Below are 14,693 nucleotides of genomic sequence, written 5' to 3' on the forward strand. Positions count from 1 at the left end.
GACTTCACCATGACTGAACTCAATGTGGCCCGCACGGGCCTCGAGGACGTCGAAGAGGCGCTCAAGGATGTGATTGACCCGGAACTCGGGGTCAACATCGTTGATCTGGGCCTGCTCTACGGCCTGAAGTACTCAGACGACGACGGCGCGCTCCTGATCGACATGACGCTCACCACGGCCGCCTGCCCGCTCACCGATGTCATCGAAGAGCAGGTCGGCAAGGCCCTGGACGGGATCGTCGACGACTGGCGCCTCAATTGGGTTTGGATGCCGCCGTGGGGCCCGGAACGGATCACCGAAGACGGACGAGACCAGATGCGCGCCCTGGGCTTCAACATCTAGGTCCCCCCACCGCCTCCCTAGCCTCGCTTCGCTCGGCCGGGGAACCCTCGGCGGCCCCTAATTACGATGACGCCGGCTCCGCCTCACTGAGGCGGGGCCGGCGTCATTTAAGCCTGCGCGTTCCCTTTCGGCCCGGTCGGTGATCTGATAAAGGCAACGAGTCCGCCGCGGCACCCTGGCTGCGGACCGGGCATAGTGTCGACAGGAGGCAAACCGGAATGGATGCCACACCAGCACCGTGGCCGGACACGGGCGGCGCTGCCGGCGCGGCGCCGGGGCCGTCCGGCGCCGCCGGGGACTTCGTCGTCGTCGAGGACAGCGGCGAGTTCGACTACTACCGTTCCAGGGAAGACCTGCTGGCGGACTTCGAGTATGTCGGCGAGGCCTCCTGCATCATCGACCGCAACGCCACCTCCTACCGCCTCGAGCTGGACCAGAACCGCCACCTGAAGATGGGGCCGCCCCTGGGACGCGTGGAATTCCACTGGCTGCGGCAGGCGCTGGCCGACGCCCGAGAGGTGCACCCGGAAAAACACCGGTTGCAGCGAGCGGACGCCGCCGGACTCACCGAACTCGTGGCCGGACTGTTTGAGACGCTGCAGCTGGAACGCGGGACGGACGCTGAACTGGGGCTCTGGGGCCTGGAAATCGACGGGCTGTCGACGCGGCGCAACGAACTGGCCGACGTCGACCGCCTCTTGGCCGGGAATGAGCAGCTGGACACGGTCCGGGTGATGGACCCCTTCGGGCATCTTTACCGGCCGGTATGGCATCCGAAGCACCGGCACATGGGCCACGCCGGTTTCCTGAGCTACGTTGAGATCCCGGCCCGGCGCGGAACGCCAGCCCGGTGAACGCGAGGCCGGTGAGCTCCAGCATTAGGCGTCAGGGCGTCGCCACCGCAAAGGTGTCGCACATGTTGATGTCCCCGGTCGTGTAGCCCTGGTAGAACCACTTCTGCCGCTGTGCACTGGACCCGTGGGTCCACGCTTCGGGTAAGACGCGGCCTGTGGCGGCCTTCTGGATGCGGTCATCACCCACGGCCGAGGCGGCCGACAAGGCATCCTGGAGATCCTTGTCCGTGAGCGGTTCGAGATACGGCTGGCCGGTCTTGGGGTCCGGCTGGGTGGTTGCATAGTGTGCCCACAGCCCTGCGTAGCAGTCGGCCTGGAGCTCTACCCGGACACCCCCGGAAGCGGGGCCCTGGGGATCCTGTTGCGCGCGGTCGAGGTTGCCGAGCAGGTTCTGGACGTGGTGCCCGAATTCGTGGGCAACCACATATTCCTGTGCCAGCGGGCCGCCGGAGGAGCCGAACCGGTCCACGAGTTCCTGGAAGAAGCCGGGATCGAAGTACGCAGTGGTGTCGACGGGGCAGTAGAACGGTCCTACCTCGGTTGTCGCGGCGCCGCAGCCGGTGTTGGTCCCGCCGGTGAAGATCACGGCCTTGGGACGCGGGTATTTGGCGTTGTACTGGGCCAGATAGGCCGGCCAGAAGGCGTTCAGGCTGTTGACGGTGCCCGTGATCCTGCAGTCGAGGCGGGCGTCGGCGTCGGCCCCGGTCTGGCAGGCCGGCGCAGAGCCCTGACTCTGCGACTGGGGGTCCTGGGTGGTGCCGGCCAGTCCCTCGAGAAGCTGGGGGTTGATGCCGAACAGCGCGGCCAGCAGCAGGATGATGCCACCGCCGATCCCGCCGCCGATCATGGGGCCGCGGCCCATCCCTCGTCGGTCCTGGACCTGTGACGGATCCAGCGGCGCGTTGTCATTGAAGCTCATTGAGTCACAATATCCCGCACAACGGGCGGCGGCGGCCGGCAACGGTAAAGTTGGTGCGATGCCTTTTCTCGACAGACTCCAACGCTGGGCCGATGACCGTCCCGACGAAACTGCCGTCGTCGTGGCCGGGACGCACCTCAGCTGGTCCGGTCTGCGGGGCCAGGCCGCGGCGCGGGTCCCCGCGGCGCCGGCCATCACCGTCTTGTCGGAACACAACTCGACCCGCTTCGCCGTCGCGTTCGCCGCTGCCGTCGCCGGTCAGCGCCAGTGCGCGGTGCTGGACCCTGCCTGGCCGCAGCAGCTGCAGGACGCGATTACCGCCCGCATCGCGCGGACACCGGTTCCGGGGGATGAGTCCGGCCCTGAACTGGGAGCCGAGCTGGTTGACGGGCCGCCGGGTACCTCGTTCCTGATCGGTTTGACCTCCGGGACCACCTCGGTGCCCAAGGCGTTTACCCGCTCGCGGCGGTCCTGGCAGGAATCGTTCGACGCGTCCATTGAATTCTTCGGCCTGACCCGGCAAGACAAGACCCTCGCCCCCGGCCCCCTCGCGGCGAGCCTGAACCTCTACGCTCTCGCCGAATGCCTCTACGCCGGTGCGGAGTTCCACACGCTTGACCACTTCGACGTCGGCGCCGCCCACGCGGCCGTCAGCCACGACGGCATCACCCGGCTTGTCCTGGTGCCCACCATGCTACGGCTGCTTAGCGAGCGCGGCCTGGCCGGCGGGGTCGACGCCTCCGGCATCCGCAGCATCGTCTGCGCCGGCTCCAAGCTGGACGCCCGGACGCTGGAAGCAGCGAGGCGCTGGGCACCCAACGCCACCATCTTCGAGTACTACGGCGCCTCCGAGCTCAGCTTCGTTTCGGGCGCCGGCCTGCGCCCCGGCGAGGGCGTGGAGCCCGGCGGCACCGGGATCGGGAAGCCCTTTCCCGGCGTCGATATCCGCATCCTGGACGACCGGGGGGCCGAACTCCCGGACGGCACTGACGGCAACATCTGCGTTCGCAGCGGCATGGTCAGCAACGGCTACCTGTGGGGCGACGACGGCCACGCCCTGCGGTGTTTCGACGGCTGGTACACCGTCGGGGACCAAGGATACGTCTCCGGCGGGACCCTGCACATGCTGGGCCGCCGCTCCGACATGATCATCACCGCCGGCACGAACGTCTACCCGCACGAAGTCGAAATGGCGCTGGCGTCCGTCCCGGGCGTCGCCGCGGCCGTGGCTGCCGGCATGGCCGACGACCTTCGGGGCCAGCGTGTGGTGGCTGCAGTGGTGCCCTCGCACGGGGCGGTCACCGCCACCCAGCTGAAGGCGGGCATCGAGGACGTGCTGGCACGCAATAAGCGCCCGCTCGAATACTTCGCGCTGGCGGAGCTGCCCCTGACCGACCGGGGCAAGATCAGCCGGCAGCTGCTGCTCGACTGGGTGGACCGGAACGATCCCCGGATCCGGCGCCTTGGCTGAGCGGCGCACCTTGGCTGAGCCGCGCCCGGAGTCCGGGCCGTTGGGAGGCGGCCCGGATTCAGACGGCCGTGCTTCAGGCGGGCCGTCCTTCCCGGGGCTGCTGCCGGAGGACCGGCAGCCTGTGATCATCGCCGCGCGGCGGACGCCGCTCTGCCGGGCCAACGGCACCCTGAAGAAGCTGCGCGCCCACGAGCTCCTGGCCCCGGTGCTGCGCAGCCTGCTCTCCGACGCCGGTGCGGGCCTCACCCCGGGCTCCGTGACCGACGTCGTGATCGGCAACGCCGTGGGCGGCGGCGGGAACGTGGCCCGGCTCGCCGCTTTGGAGGCCGGTCTGCCCATCACGGTCCCCGGCGTCACGGTGGACCGGCAGTGCGGCTCCGGGCTGGACGCGATCGTGCTGGCCTCCCGGCTCGTCGGCGCGGGCGGCAGCGGTGTCTACCTTGCCGGCGGCGTGGAGAGCATCAGCACGGCCCCGCTCCGGGCGCACCGCAATGAGGACGGCAGCGCGGACTACTACAGCAGGGCCCAGTTCGCCCCGCTCAGCCTCGGCGACCCGGACATGGGGGTGGCGGCCGAGAACGTTGCCGCCAGCTACGGCATCAGCCGGGACCGCCAGGACACCTTTGCCCTCCGCAGCCACCGCCGCGCCCTGGCCGCCGCCACTGCCGGGCGGTTCGACGGCGAACTCGTGCCGCTTGCCGCGCAGTCCGGGGCCGCCGTGGCAGCCGACGACGGTCCGAGGCCCAGTCTTGGACCGGCCCTGATGGCCCGCCTCCCCCCCGTGTTCGCTGCAGGCGGCACGGTCACGGCCGGGAACTCCTGCTTCGACGCGGACGGCGCGGCCGCTGTCATCATTACCTCCGTGGAACGGGCCCGGCAGCTGGGCGCCGCCGACGGGCTCCTGGTGCTGGCAACCGACACTGCCGGGGTGGCGCCGCACCTGCTTGGCATCGGGGCGGCCGCGGCGGCCGGGCGGCTCCTGGCCGCCCGGGGTCTCACGTCTAAAGACTTGGGCCTGGTGGAATTCAACGAGGCATTCGCCTCCCAGACGCTCGCGTGCCTGGATCTGTTGGGGATCGATCCGGAGCGCGCGAACCTCGACGGCGGCGCCCTGGCGCTCGGGCACGCCTACGGAGCTTCGGGCGCTGTGCTGGTGACAAGGCTGCTGGCACAGGCCCGCAGGTCCCGGGAGCCAGGCCAGCTCGCCCTGGCCATGATCAGCATCGCCGGAGGCATGGGCACGGCCGCGCTGCTCGGCTACTGCAGCCTCGGCTGACCGTCCCGGGCAGCCCCGGGGGGACATGCCCATTTTTCGCCGTGGCGGGTGGACATGCGGGGTTTATGTCCCGCGGCTGCGGGCAACGGAGGACATGTCCATTCTTCGGATCCGGGACACGCCCTGCTCTGGCCCCGGAGAAGGGACATGTTCTTCTCTGGCCCCGGCGACGTGACATGTACATTCTTCGGCTTGAAGGGTGGACACCATGGCTCTATGCCCATTGCTCGCGGCAAGGGGAGGGCATGTCCAACGGGTGCGGGCTCCGGGTGTGGGCCGCTCGGGCACTGGTGGCGGGACATGTCCATTACTTGGCTTCTGGGGTGGACACCATGGTTCTATGTCCATTACTTGCGGCCAGGGGAGGGCATGTCCAGGGGGAACGGGGTCCGGGAGGAATACCCGGGGCAACCGGCAGGGGACTAGTCCTCCGGGTCCTCGGGGTCGCCCAGGCCACGCGCGGCCAGGGCTTCGCCGGTCTGCCGGGCGAAGGCCACGGTGGTGATGAACACCGGGAGCACCAGTGCGCGGGGGTTGCGGTCGAGTCCGCGGGCCCGGGCGGAGTCGCGGACGTTCAGGTAGGCCTCGGCAACGAACGGGATGCTGCGGAGCATGATGGCAATGGTCAGGGCGAAGCGCTCAGGGTCCGCACCGAAGCGCCGAAACGGCCGGGCCAGGGACGCGACGCCGTCGAGGAGCGCCTGCACCGGGGTAGTGGCGGTGAGGATCGAGGCCGCCACAACACAGACCAGGACGTTCAGCACGATCCGCGCGGCGGTGGGTGCGCCCAGCTGCCACCACTGGAAGACGCCGATCGCCAGGAGAACCGGTAGGACCGGGCGCACCGCGCGGAACAACCGGGCCGGCCCCGCGCCGCTGACCAGGAACAGCCCGCACAGCAGCGTCAGCGCGACGGCGGACACCGCCCAGTCGGAGATCAGGAAGGACGCCATTCCACACCCGACAACCAGCAGGAACTTCAGCGCCAGCGGCGCCCGGTGGATCAGGGACGTGCCCGGCGAGTAGGTTGCCAGGAGGAAGCCGTGGCCGCTCACGGCCGCTCCAGCCGGGCCTGCCGAAGGCCGCCCTGCTGAAGCCCGCCCTGCTCCAGCGGCTCCGGCTGAAGCCCGGCCAGCCCGGCGCCGGTCCCAGGCACACCCACGATAGGCAGACCCGCAGCGCTCAGGGCGCGGTAGTGCCGGACGGCCTCGGCCGGACCGCCGTCGAACACCACCTTCCCGGCATCCACCACGAGGACCCGGTCCATGTCCTGGGCGAGTTCGAGGTCGTGGGTGGACAGGATGACCTGCTGGCGGAGCCCGGACAGCGTGCGCCGCAGGAGTTCGCGGTTGCGCAGGTCCAGCAGGGTGGACGGCTCGTCCAGGACCAGCACCTCAGGGTCGACGGCCAGGACGGCGGCTAGGGCCAGGAGTTGGCGTTCGCCGCCGGAGAGTTCATAGATGCTCTGGTCCGCGAGGCGCAGGAGTCCGAACCGGTCCAGGACTGTCTCCGCGTGGGCGCGGCGCTCGGTGGTGTTGCGGATGGAGCGCCGCAGGGACAGCTCCACGTCCTCGCGCCCGGTGGGCATGACGAGCTGGGACAGCGGATCCGTGAAGACAAAGCCCACGCGGCGGCGGACCTCCCGCACGGCGCGCACGGTATCGGCGCCGTCGACTCCTACCGTGCCGTCGCTGGGTGCCACGAGCCCGTTGAGGAGCCGAAGGAGGGTGGACTTGCCCGAGCCGTTCGCCCCGATAATCCCGATGCGCCGTTCCGTGAATGTGAGGGAAAGCTCCTGGAGCAGCGTCTTGGGTTCGGCGCGGCCGTCAACGGACACCCGCACCGAAACCCGGTCCAGGACGATGGTGCTCACGGGCGGGCGTCTGCCGTCCGGACGCGGCGGAGCAGCAGATCCGGGAAGGCCTTGTGCAGGGCCAGGGCAATGCTGACGGCCAGGACGTTCTTGATGATATCGCCGGGGTAGAACACGAGGTCGGCCAGGAAGGCCTTGGAGAAGTCGAGCTTGGCGTTGACCATCATGCCCAGGATGCCCAGGCCGTGGATGAAGACGATGCTGCTCACCATGGCGGCGGCGAACAGGAGCACGGCGCGGAGTTTGCCGGTCCGGGTGGCGGTGCGTGCGAGCACGACGGCGGTCAGCCAGCCCACCGCCGTGGCGGCCAGCAGGAACCCGATGATGTAGCCGGCGGACGGGCCGGCCAGAACGCCCAGCCCGCTGCGGCCGCCACTGAAGATCGGCAGGCCGGCGAATCCCAGCAGCAGGTAGAGTCCCAGGGCGGCGAAGGCCCGCCCCGGGTCGAGCGCCAGCCCCGTGAGCATGACCGCAAGGGTCTGCAGGGTGATGGGCACGCCGAGCCCGCCAACGGGAATGGCGGCGATCAACGCGGAGCCGGCCACTAGGGCGGCGAAGACTGCGATCAGGCCGAGGTCGGTGGCGTTCCAGCGGCTCCGGCGGCGCGAGAGCCCGGTCTTGGCAGTGGCGGAGTGGTCGGTCTGCGTCATGGAGTTCCTGTCGAAGGTGCGGTGCGGTGCGTTGCATGGCTGCGATGCGGCGCATAACGGAATGGTGATTCCGACTCTACGGCCGCGGCCCTCCGGGTTTTTTGTAGGTGCCCCACTAAGCGGCGGGTCGGATGCTGGAGGGCGCCGCCAACGAATGCCGTCCGCGGTCCGCGCGGCGGCCGGCCGCGGCCGCCGGTGTCCATGTCACGGAGTCCGGGCGGGGCCGGTAGACTTGTAGAGGCCGTGCTCTCGGCCGACCTGCCCCGGCCCCGCCCAGATTCCACCCGATGTGCCGCGGCATTCCCTGTTGTGAAAGGCCTTAGCTGCATTGATTACCGTCCAGGATCTCGAACTTCGCGCCGGCGCCCGCCTCCTCATGGACCAGGTGAGCTTCCGGATCGACAAGGGAGACAAGATCGGCCTGGTCGGCCGTAACGGTGCAGGCAAGACCACACTGACCCGGGTGCTCGCGGGCGAAGGCCTGCCGGCCGCCGGCAAGGTAACCCGCAGCGGTGAAATCGGCTACCTGCCGCAGGATCCGCGCACCCCGGACATGGAACAGCTCGCACGGGACCGGATCCTGTCCGTCCGCGGCCTGGACGTCGCCGTCGGCAAGCTCCGCGTCGCGCACGAAGAGATGGCCAGCGAGGACGCGGCAGTCCAGCGCAAGGCGATGAACCGCTACGACCGGCTGGAATCCGAATTCCTGGCCGCCGGCGGCTACGCAGCCGAAGCCGAGGCCGCGGCGATCTGCTCGAACCTCGCCCTGCCGGACCGCCTGCTGAACCAGCCGCTGAAGACCCTGTCCGGCGGGCAGCGGCGCCGCGTGGAGCTCGCGCGCATCCTCTACTCGGACGCCGAGACCATGCTCCTCGATGAGCCCACCAACCACCTCGACGCCGATTCCATCTCCTGGCTCCGTGAGTTCCTCAAGAACCACCAGGGCGGCCTGATCGTCATCAGCCACGACACCGAACTGCTCGAAGCAACGGTGAACAAGGTCTTCCTGCTGGACGCCAACCGCGCCCAGATCGATTTCTACAACATGGACTGGAAGCGCTACCTCACCCAGCGCGAAACCGACGAGCGCGCCCGCAAGCGTGAACGCGCCAACGCGGAGAAGAAGGCCCAGGTCCTCATGGACCAGGCGAACAAGATGCGGGCCAAGGCCACCAAGGCCGTCGCCGCGCAGAACATGGCCAAGCGCGCCGAACGCCTTCTCGGCGGCCTCGAAGCCGTCCGTGAAAACGACCGCGTGGCAGCCCTGCGCTTCCCGGACCCCTCGCCCTGCGGCAAGACCCCGCTCACTGCGGACGGCCTCAGCAAGTCCTACGGCTCGCTGGAAATCTTCACCGACGTCGACCTCGCGATCGACCGCGGCTCCAAGGTGGTCATCCTGGGCCTCAACGGTGCCGGTAAGACCACGCTGCTGCGCATGCTCGCCGGCGTCGACAAACCGGACACCGGCGAAGTGATCCCCGGCCACGGCCTCAAGGTGGGCTACTACGCCCAGGAGCACGAGACGCTCGACGTCGACCGCACCGTCCTGCAGAACATGCGCTCGGCCGCCCCGGACATGAACGATTCCGAGGTCCGTGGCATCTTGGGCTCGTTCCTGTTCTCCGGGGACGACGTCGACAAGCCCGCCGGGGTCCTCTCCGGCGGCGAAAAGACCCGTCTGGCCCTGGCCACCATCGTGGCCTCGAGCGCGAATGTGCTGCTCCTCGACGAGCCCACCAACAACCTGGACCCGGCCAGCCGCTCCGAAATCCTCGGTGCGCTGCGCAACTACACCGGCGCCGTCGTGCTGGTGAGCCACGATGAGGGCGCCGTTGAGGCGCTCAACCCGGAGCGGGTGGTCCTGCTTCCCGACGGCATCGAGGACCACTGGAACGAAGACTACCTGGACCTGATCACGCTGGCGTAAAACCCTAACGGACGGGCATCTCCACCGCGCCCGTGATCCGGTGCAGCTCTTCGTAGCTGATCGAGAACATCGAATTGTGGTCGCCCGCCCCTGCCCAGAGCACGGGATGGGCCGCCAGTGATTCGTCCAGCAGCGTCCGGATCTTCTCCGGGTGCCCCACGGGAGCCACGCCGCCGACTTCCTGCCCGGTGTGTTCCAGGACGAATTCAGGTGAGGCGCGGCGGATCTTCCCTGCGCCCACCCGCGCCGCGACCTTGCGGACATCGACCCGAGCGGCGCCGCTGGCCAGGATCAGCAACGGCGTCCCGTCAAGGTCGAACACGAGGCTGTTGGTGATCGCCGCGACGTCGCAGCCCAAGGCGGTCGCGGCAGCGGCCGCCGTCGGGACTCTCGATTCAAACACCGTGACGGTGTCCTCGGCGCCCAGGGAGGTCAGTGCGTGCTTCACCCGGGCCACCGGCTCCGGAATCAAGGCGGCCACGTCTCAGTAGCCCTGCGCGTCCAGAATCGCGTCTTCCTCTTCCTCCGCGGTCGCGTTCTTCCGCTTGCGGGGGACAGGACGACGCCGGGCCACCGGACCGCTGGAGTGCAGGAATCCGCCGTTGGCGGCCTCCGCTTCGGCGTCCTCGGCATCCATCGCAGCGTTACGGGCCTGCTGCCGGGCCGCATAACCGAAGCCAACGAACATCAGCACGCCAAAGGCGAACCACTGCAGGGAGTAGGAAAGGTGGGTTCCTTCATCGGTGGACGGTTTGGGGAACGGGAAGGGCATGGCCTGCACCGCGGGGGACTCCGAGGCAAGCTGTCCGTAGGCGCCCCTGAGCAGCGGATATCCCAGTTGTGTGGAATAGGTCGAGAGATCGATCGAGGCCAGCTGGCCGTCAGGGGCGCCGCGCTGAAGCTCGGGTTCGCCGGCTTTGAGGCGGGCAACCACCGTCACAGGTCCCTGCGGCGGCGCGGGCACCGTGTCGGGCCGGCCCGGCGTGTTGTTCCCGATCGGCAGCCAGCCCCGGTCAATCACCACGGTTTCTCCGGATTCGAGCCTCAGCGGCACCACCACCTCGTATCCTGGCTGGCCGTTCAGCGGCCGGTTGCGGACGACGCGCTGTCCGGCGGCGTCGTAGCTGCCCTTGAGTTCCACCTGGGTCCACTCGCGCTCCGGATCGAGCCGGGTGAACTGGTCCCGGACGGCGGAGAAGGGCACCGGTGTGGCGGAGTAATTGGAGACCACCCGGTTGATTTCAGCCAGAGTCTCGGCGCGCCGGTCCATTTGCCACCGGCCAAGCCCCACGCAGGCGGCGGCGAAGATCGCGGCGAGCAGCAAGTACCCCAGCCACTTGCTGGAGAAAAGAAAGCGGTACATTCAGCCGATCCTGCCTGACGGGTCCAGGGGCGCAGTCTTGTCGAAGGACGGGGTCGCTTCGAGGGCCAGAGTCTCTTTCCACAGCCCGCGGGTCTGGAGGTAGTCCTCAAGCCAGGCGCGGTGTTCACCGCACGCCAGCCAGATCTTGCGCCGCTCCGGGGTGTGGATCTTAGGGTTGTTCCACAGGAGCTGCCATTCCGCCTGCTCGCGGCAGGCCTTCCGCGAGCAGACGGTGCCGGGGGCCGCGGCGGTGCCGCCGCCGTTCCCGGCCAGGTCAAAGAGGTTCATGAAGCTGCCCGTCCGTGGGTGTCGTCGTCGTTCTCATCATCGATCAGTTCGCCTTGCAGCAGCGTCACGCCGGCGTCATCCGCGTCGTCTGCCCCGGCGGGCGCGGACGCCTGACCCGGGTCTGTGGCGGCCGGGGCGTCCAGCTCCACCTGCGGCACATAGTCCAGGAGGGAATCGCTGTGGATTTCCGCTTTGTCGCTGCCGTTGGCGATCACCACCGCAACCCACGGCAGGAACACGGCCCCCAGGACGGGAAGGAGCTTGAACCAGCCGTCCACGACGAAAATGAGGATCAGGCAAACCATGCGGATCCCCATGGCGATCGCGTATTTGATCATCCGCTGGCGCATCTCGTCCGAGTGCGCGGCAGCGGCGTCGGTAATGCTGTGCACCTCGGTGCCGCCGGACTCGGCGTCCGGCCTCCCGGGCACAGGAACACCGGGTCGGTTTTTGAGTGTCACGGCTGTTAGATCACGCTCCCAAGGCTTACTCCGATTCTCTCACCATCGGCGGAGCCGCCCAAACGGATGCGAACCGGACGCTAAGATCGGAGGCAGGAAAAATCCAGCCCCCCCCCAGCGCGGCCTTCCCTGCCGCAGAATTCCGGAGCCCCGCATGTCTGAAACACCCACCACCGGCCGCAGCGTTCTGATCACCGGCGGAAACCGGGGGATTGGCCTGGCTATCGCCGAGTCCTTCCTGGCCAACGGCGACAAGGTCGCAGTGACCTTCCGCAGCGAATCACCCCTGCCCGAGGGCATCCTCGGCGTCAAGGCGGACGTCACGGACGAAGCCTCGGTTGACGCCGCGTTCGCCGCCGTCGAAGCCGCCCACGGCCCCGTCGAGGTACTCGTCGCCAACGCCGGCATCACCAAGGACACGCTCCTGATGCGCATGAGCGAAGACGACTTCACCTCCGTGATCGACACCAACCTCACGGGCGCCTTCCGCGTCATCAAGCGCGCGTCCAAGGGCATGATCCGGGCGCGCAAGGGCCGCGTGGTCCTGATCTCCTCGGTCTCCGGCATGTACGGCGCGCCGGGCCAGATCAACTATTCGGCCTCCAAGGCCGGCCTCGTGGGCATCGCCCGTTCGCTCACCCGCGAGCTCGGCGGCCGCGGCATCACCGCGAACGTGGTGGCACCGGGCTTCATCAACACCGATATGACGGCCGAACTGCCCGAGGCTACCCAGAAGGACTACCTGACCAAGGTTCCCGCCGGGCGCTTCGCCGAAGCCTCCGAGGTCGCCAACGTCGTTCGCTGGATTGCCAGCGACGAGGCTTCCTACATCTCCGGTGCGATTATTCCGGTCGACGGCGGCCTCGGCATGGGCCACTAAGCCCCGCCGACGGCGGCGCACGGCCGCCTCGCGCGCACCGGCCGTGCCGGGCGCGGTGGGCACAGCGGACGACGGCGCATACCGCCGTCGTCCGCTGCCGTCTGCCGGCCGGCGCCTCCATCCCCGGGACGCCCGCCTGACTCCTCGACGCCGGGCCTTTTTGCCCTTGGCAGTGCGGGCCCGGGAGCGTGTAATGGGCTCACAGCCCCTGACCTGCCGCGGCAGGGGCGTGGACGCAGGAGGAAAATCATGAGTGATCTGAGCAAATGGACGCCCTCGGACATGCTGGAACCTGTCCGCCGCTTCCTTGAGGGCGATCTGACGCTGGCGCCCAGCATCAAGATCGAACAGTTCCAGGAGGGCAACACCCTGGTGGTTCGGGCCGAAGTGCCCGGCATCGATCCCGACACGGACGTCGACGTCTCGGTCAGCGAGGGCATGCTGAACATCTCAGTGGAGCGGGAGGAAAAGTCCGAGCAAAAGAGCAAGACCGGTTACCGCTCGGAATTCCGTTACGGCTCGGCCACACGAAGCATTGCGTTGCCTGCAGGAGCGAAGGAAGAAGACGTCACGGCCACCTACAAGGACGGCGTCCTCGAAGTCCGCGCCCCGGCGCCCGAGGTGGCGCCCGTCGAAACCACAAAGAAGATCCGGATCGACCGCAGCTGATACGGCGCTGGTCGAGACGGCACTCGCTGACTCTGTGCGTGCTCACCCTGTACTTGCCGGTGCGATGAGGCTGGCGGCAGGTGCCGCCGCGGCATCAGCGGGCCTCGTCCCGGGCCCGCTGGAGCCAGCCCGCGACCTCGGCGTCGAGGTCATCTTCCGAGCGAAGCTCCAAGTGGTGCATCCAGACGCCGGGGGACGAGTTGACCACTGATTTGAACCTTGATGAGTCGATGCGGCTGCCCGCGGCGATCGACAGCACTGCCGGAACGTCCGAGCGGACATAGCGTCCGGGCCACCACACGTAGGCAAACCCGCGGTTCTCCCGGAAGGCCACCTGGCTCCTGGTTGCCCGGGTCTCCGGCGGGACCGGATGTGCCAGCAATTCCTCCACAGCCCTGAACAGCGCCAGGCCCCGCGGCGAGCCGCTAAAGGCCTCCTCCGGTGTCGACTCGGCGGCCGGGCGTTCCATGGCCGCGAGCCTACGCCAGGCCGGCTCTCCACAACAGGGCCGGCCGAGGCTCAGCCAAACGCAGCCCACGGCGGCCCGTGCCGTCCCCGGGGGACATGTCCAGTCCTGGTCGCCGCCCGCGACCCCAACCGCGGGGACATGTCCAGTCCTGGCCCCCGGCACCGGACATATGGGCCACATGTCCAGTCCAGAGCCCACACGGAGAGCATGTCCCGCGCAGGGGAGGTGCAGGGGAGAATCAGTGGAGCCGCCATGCACCGGGAACTACGCCGCCGGGGCTTCTTTGTGGAGGCTGAACAACTGAAAAGGCGCTATCCGCTGGCATGATGGATTGCAGACCCACAGTGTTTGGACGTTTGGAACAAAGGAGCTTGTATGGGACTGCTGGAGAACAAGACTGCGATCGTGACCGGTTCGTCGCGCGGAATCGGCGCCGAAGTCGCCAAGTTCCTCGCCGCCGAGGGTGCGGCCGTGGTTGTGAACTACCGTCAGAAGGCGCCGCGCGCCAACAAGGTTGTCGCCGAGATCGAGGCCGCCGGCGGCCGCGCGGTGGCGGTCGGCGCTGACCTGACCACCCAGGAAGGCGTCCAGGCCCTGGCCAGCGCCGCCATGGAGAACTTCGGCTCGCTCGACCTCCTGGTCCTCAATGCCTCCGGCGGCATGGAGACCGGCATGGAAGAGGACTACGCCCTGAAGCTGAACCGTGACGCGCAGGTGAACATGCTCAACGCCGCGGCGCCCCTCATGCCGGAAGGTTCCCGCGTGGTCTTCGTGACCAGCCACCAGGCCCACTTCATCGACACCGTGCCCACGATGCCCGAGTACGAGCCCGTCGCGCGCAGCAAGCGCGCGGGCGAGAACGCCCTGCGCGAACTCGTCCCGGACCTGGCGGACAAGGGCATCTCACTCGTGGTCGTTTCCGGCGACATGATCGAGGGCACCGTCACGGCCACCCTGCTTGACCGGTCCAACCCCGGCGCCATCGAGGCCCGCCGTGCCGAGGCCGGCAAGCTGTACTCGGTCAAGGAGTTCGGCGCCGAGGTCGCCAAGATGGCCACGGCCGACGTCGAGACGGGCCACACCGAATACGTCGGGGGCGCCGATTATTTCGATAAGACCGCAGCCAAGTCGGCCGACAAGGGTTCCCACTAGGACCTCAGGCCGGCGCCGGCCGGGATGGCACGTCACGGCAATGTTTCCCCCAAAACATTGCCGTGACGTGCCATCCCGCAGTTAACGCAACGGAAGAGC

Annotated in this window: 17 protein-coding genes; 8 read left to right on the forward strand and 9 right to left on the reverse strand. The window is 68.6% G+C overall.

The window, feature by feature from the left end:
• The first annotated feature begins 9 nt into the window (after window positions 1-9).
• A complete protein-coding gene (locus BLR03_RS15070) occupies window positions 10-342 on the forward strand; it encodes a metal-sulfur cluster assembly factor (RefSeq protein ID WP_018772973.1) in 333 nt (110 codons plus the stop codon).
• Between the two features lie 218 nt (window positions 343-560).
• Window positions 561-1,196 carry a hypothetical protein gene (locus BLR03_RS15075; RefSeq protein WP_091254079.1) on the forward strand — a complete coding sequence of 212 codons (636 nt, stop codon included), beginning with the start codon at window positions 561-563 and terminating at the stop codon, window positions 1,194-1,196.
• Window positions 1,197-1,227: 31 nt separating this feature from the next.
• Here BLR03_RS15075 and BLR03_RS15080 read toward each other — a convergent pair whose 3' ends face one another.
• Window positions 1,228-2,115 carry a KPN_02809 family neutral zinc metallopeptidase gene (locus tag BLR03_RS15080; protein ID WP_091254081.1) on the reverse strand — a complete coding sequence of 296 codons (888 nt, stop codon included), beginning with the start codon at window positions 2,113-2,115 and terminating at the stop codon, window positions 1,228-1,230.
• 58 nt (window positions 2,116-2,173) lie between these two features.
• On the opposite strand from BLR03_RS15080, the gene BLR03_RS15085 reads away from it, so the two are divergent.
• On the forward strand, window positions 2,174-3,586 hold the full coding sequence (locus BLR03_RS15085) for a class I adenylate-forming enzyme family protein (RefSeq protein ID WP_091254084.1): 1,413 nt from the start codon (window positions 2,174-2,176) through the stop codon (window positions 3,584-3,586).
• Window positions 3,587-3,707: 121 nt separating this feature from the next.
• Window positions 3,708-4,862 carry a thiolase family protein gene (locus BLR03_RS15090; protein WP_091254243.1) on the forward strand — a complete coding sequence of 385 codons (1,155 nt, stop codon included), beginning with the start codon at window positions 3,708-3,710 and terminating at the stop codon, window positions 4,860-4,862.
• A gap of 422 nt (window positions 4,863-5,284) precedes the next feature.
• Here BLR03_RS15090 and BLR03_RS15095 read toward each other — a convergent pair whose 3' ends face one another.
• The 3 genes from BLR03_RS15095 to BLR03_RS15105 are packed head-to-tail and all read right to left on the reverse strand — an operon-like array spanning window position 5,285 to window position 7,385.
• Window positions 5,285-5,917 carry an energy-coupling factor transporter transmembrane component T family protein gene (locus BLR03_RS15095; RefSeq protein ID WP_091254087.1) on the reverse strand — a complete coding sequence of 211 codons (633 nt, stop codon included), beginning with the start codon at window positions 5,915-5,917 and terminating at the stop codon, window positions 5,285-5,287.
• Window positions 5,914-6,735 carry an energy-coupling factor ABC transporter ATP-binding protein gene (locus BLR03_RS15100; protein WP_254788525.1) on the reverse strand — a complete coding sequence of 274 codons (822 nt, stop codon included), beginning with the start codon at window positions 6,733-6,735 and terminating at the stop codon, window positions 5,914-5,916. The genes BLR03_RS15095 and BLR03_RS15100 overlap by 4 nt, the downstream gene beginning before the upstream one ends.
• Window positions 6,732-7,385: a biotin transporter BioY gene (locus BLR03_RS15105; protein ID WP_091254089.1), complete on the reverse strand. Its 654-nt coding sequence runs from the start codon at window positions 7,383-7,385 to the stop codon at window positions 6,732-6,734. The genes BLR03_RS15100 and BLR03_RS15105 overlap by 4 nt, the downstream gene beginning before the upstream one ends.
• A 328-nt stretch (window positions 7,386-7,713) precedes the next feature.
• On the opposite strand from BLR03_RS15105, the gene BLR03_RS15110 reads away from it, so the two are divergent.
• On the forward strand, window positions 7,714-9,312 hold the full coding sequence (locus BLR03_RS15110; protein WP_091254091.1) for an ABC-F family ATP-binding cassette domain-containing protein: 1,599 nt from the start codon (window positions 7,714-7,716) through the stop codon (window positions 9,310-9,312).
• Between the two features lie 4 nt (window positions 9,313-9,316).
• On the opposite strand, the gene BLR03_RS15115 is transcribed toward BLR03_RS15110, so the two are convergent.
• The 4 genes from BLR03_RS15115 to BLR03_RS15130 are packed head-to-tail and all read right to left on the reverse strand — an operon-like array spanning window position 9,317 to window position 11,424.
• The gene (locus BLR03_RS15115) at window positions 9,317-9,793 is read right to left on the reverse strand and encodes a YbaK/EbsC family protein (RefSeq protein ID WP_254788526.1); all 477 of its coding nucleotides are present in this window, start codon (window positions 9,791-9,793) and stop codon (window positions 9,317-9,319) included.
• Between the two features lie 3 nt (window positions 9,794-9,796).
• Window positions 9,797-10,675 carry an SURF1 family cytochrome oxidase biogenesis protein gene (locus tag BLR03_RS15120; protein ID WP_091254093.1) on the reverse strand — a complete coding sequence of 293 codons (879 nt, stop codon included), beginning with the start codon at window positions 10,673-10,675 and terminating at the stop codon, window positions 9,797-9,799.
• Window positions 10,676-10,963 (reverse strand): hypothetical protein, encoded by a 288-nt coding sequence (locus tag BLR03_RS15125; RefSeq protein ID WP_091254096.1) that lies wholly within the window; start codon window positions 10,961-10,963, stop codon window positions 10,676-10,678.
• Window positions 10,960-11,424: a DUF3099 domain-containing protein gene (locus BLR03_RS15130; protein ID WP_091254098.1), complete on the reverse strand. Its 465-nt coding sequence runs from the start codon at window positions 11,422-11,424 to the stop codon at window positions 10,960-10,962. Before BLR03_RS15130 ends, BLR03_RS15125 begins: the two co-directional genes overlap by 4 nt.
• A gap of 154 nt (window positions 11,425-11,578) precedes the next feature.
• On the opposite strand from BLR03_RS15130, the gene fabG reads away from it, so the two are divergent.
• Together fabG and BLR03_RS15140 are read left to right on the forward strand one after the other, a co-directional pair.
• Entirely contained in the window at window positions 11,579-12,304 is a 726-nt protein-coding gene (fabG, locus tag BLR03_RS15135) for a 3-oxoacyl-ACP reductase FabG (protein ID WP_091254100.1), read from the forward strand.
• 249 nt (window positions 12,305-12,553) lie between these two features.
• A complete protein-coding gene (locus tag BLR03_RS15140; protein WP_091254102.1) occupies window positions 12,554-12,973 on the forward strand; it encodes an Hsp20/alpha crystallin family protein in 420 nt (139 codons plus the stop codon).
• A gap of 94 nt (window positions 12,974-13,067) precedes the next feature.
• Here BLR03_RS15140 and BLR03_RS15145 read toward each other — a convergent pair whose 3' ends face one another.
• Window positions 13,068-13,442: a DUF5655 domain-containing protein gene (locus BLR03_RS15145; protein WP_091254104.1), complete on the reverse strand. Its 375-nt coding sequence runs from the start codon at window positions 13,440-13,442 to the stop codon at window positions 13,068-13,070.
• Window positions 13,443-13,817: 375 nt separating this feature from the next.
• Here BLR03_RS15145 and BLR03_RS15150 point away from each other — a divergent pair, with 375 nt between their 5' ends.
• Window positions 13,818-14,594 carry an SDR family oxidoreductase gene (locus BLR03_RS15150; RefSeq protein ID WP_091254107.1) on the forward strand — a complete coding sequence of 259 codons (777 nt, stop codon included), beginning with the start codon at window positions 13,818-13,820 and terminating at the stop codon, window positions 14,592-14,594.
• Window positions 14,595-14,693: the final 99 nt, after the last annotated feature.

It is taken from the genome of Arthrobacter sp. ok909, assembly GCF_900104405.1.
In the GTDB taxonomy this organism is placed as follows: Bacteria; Actinomycetota; Actinomycetes; order Actinomycetales; family Micrococcaceae; genus Arthrobacter; species Arthrobacter humicola.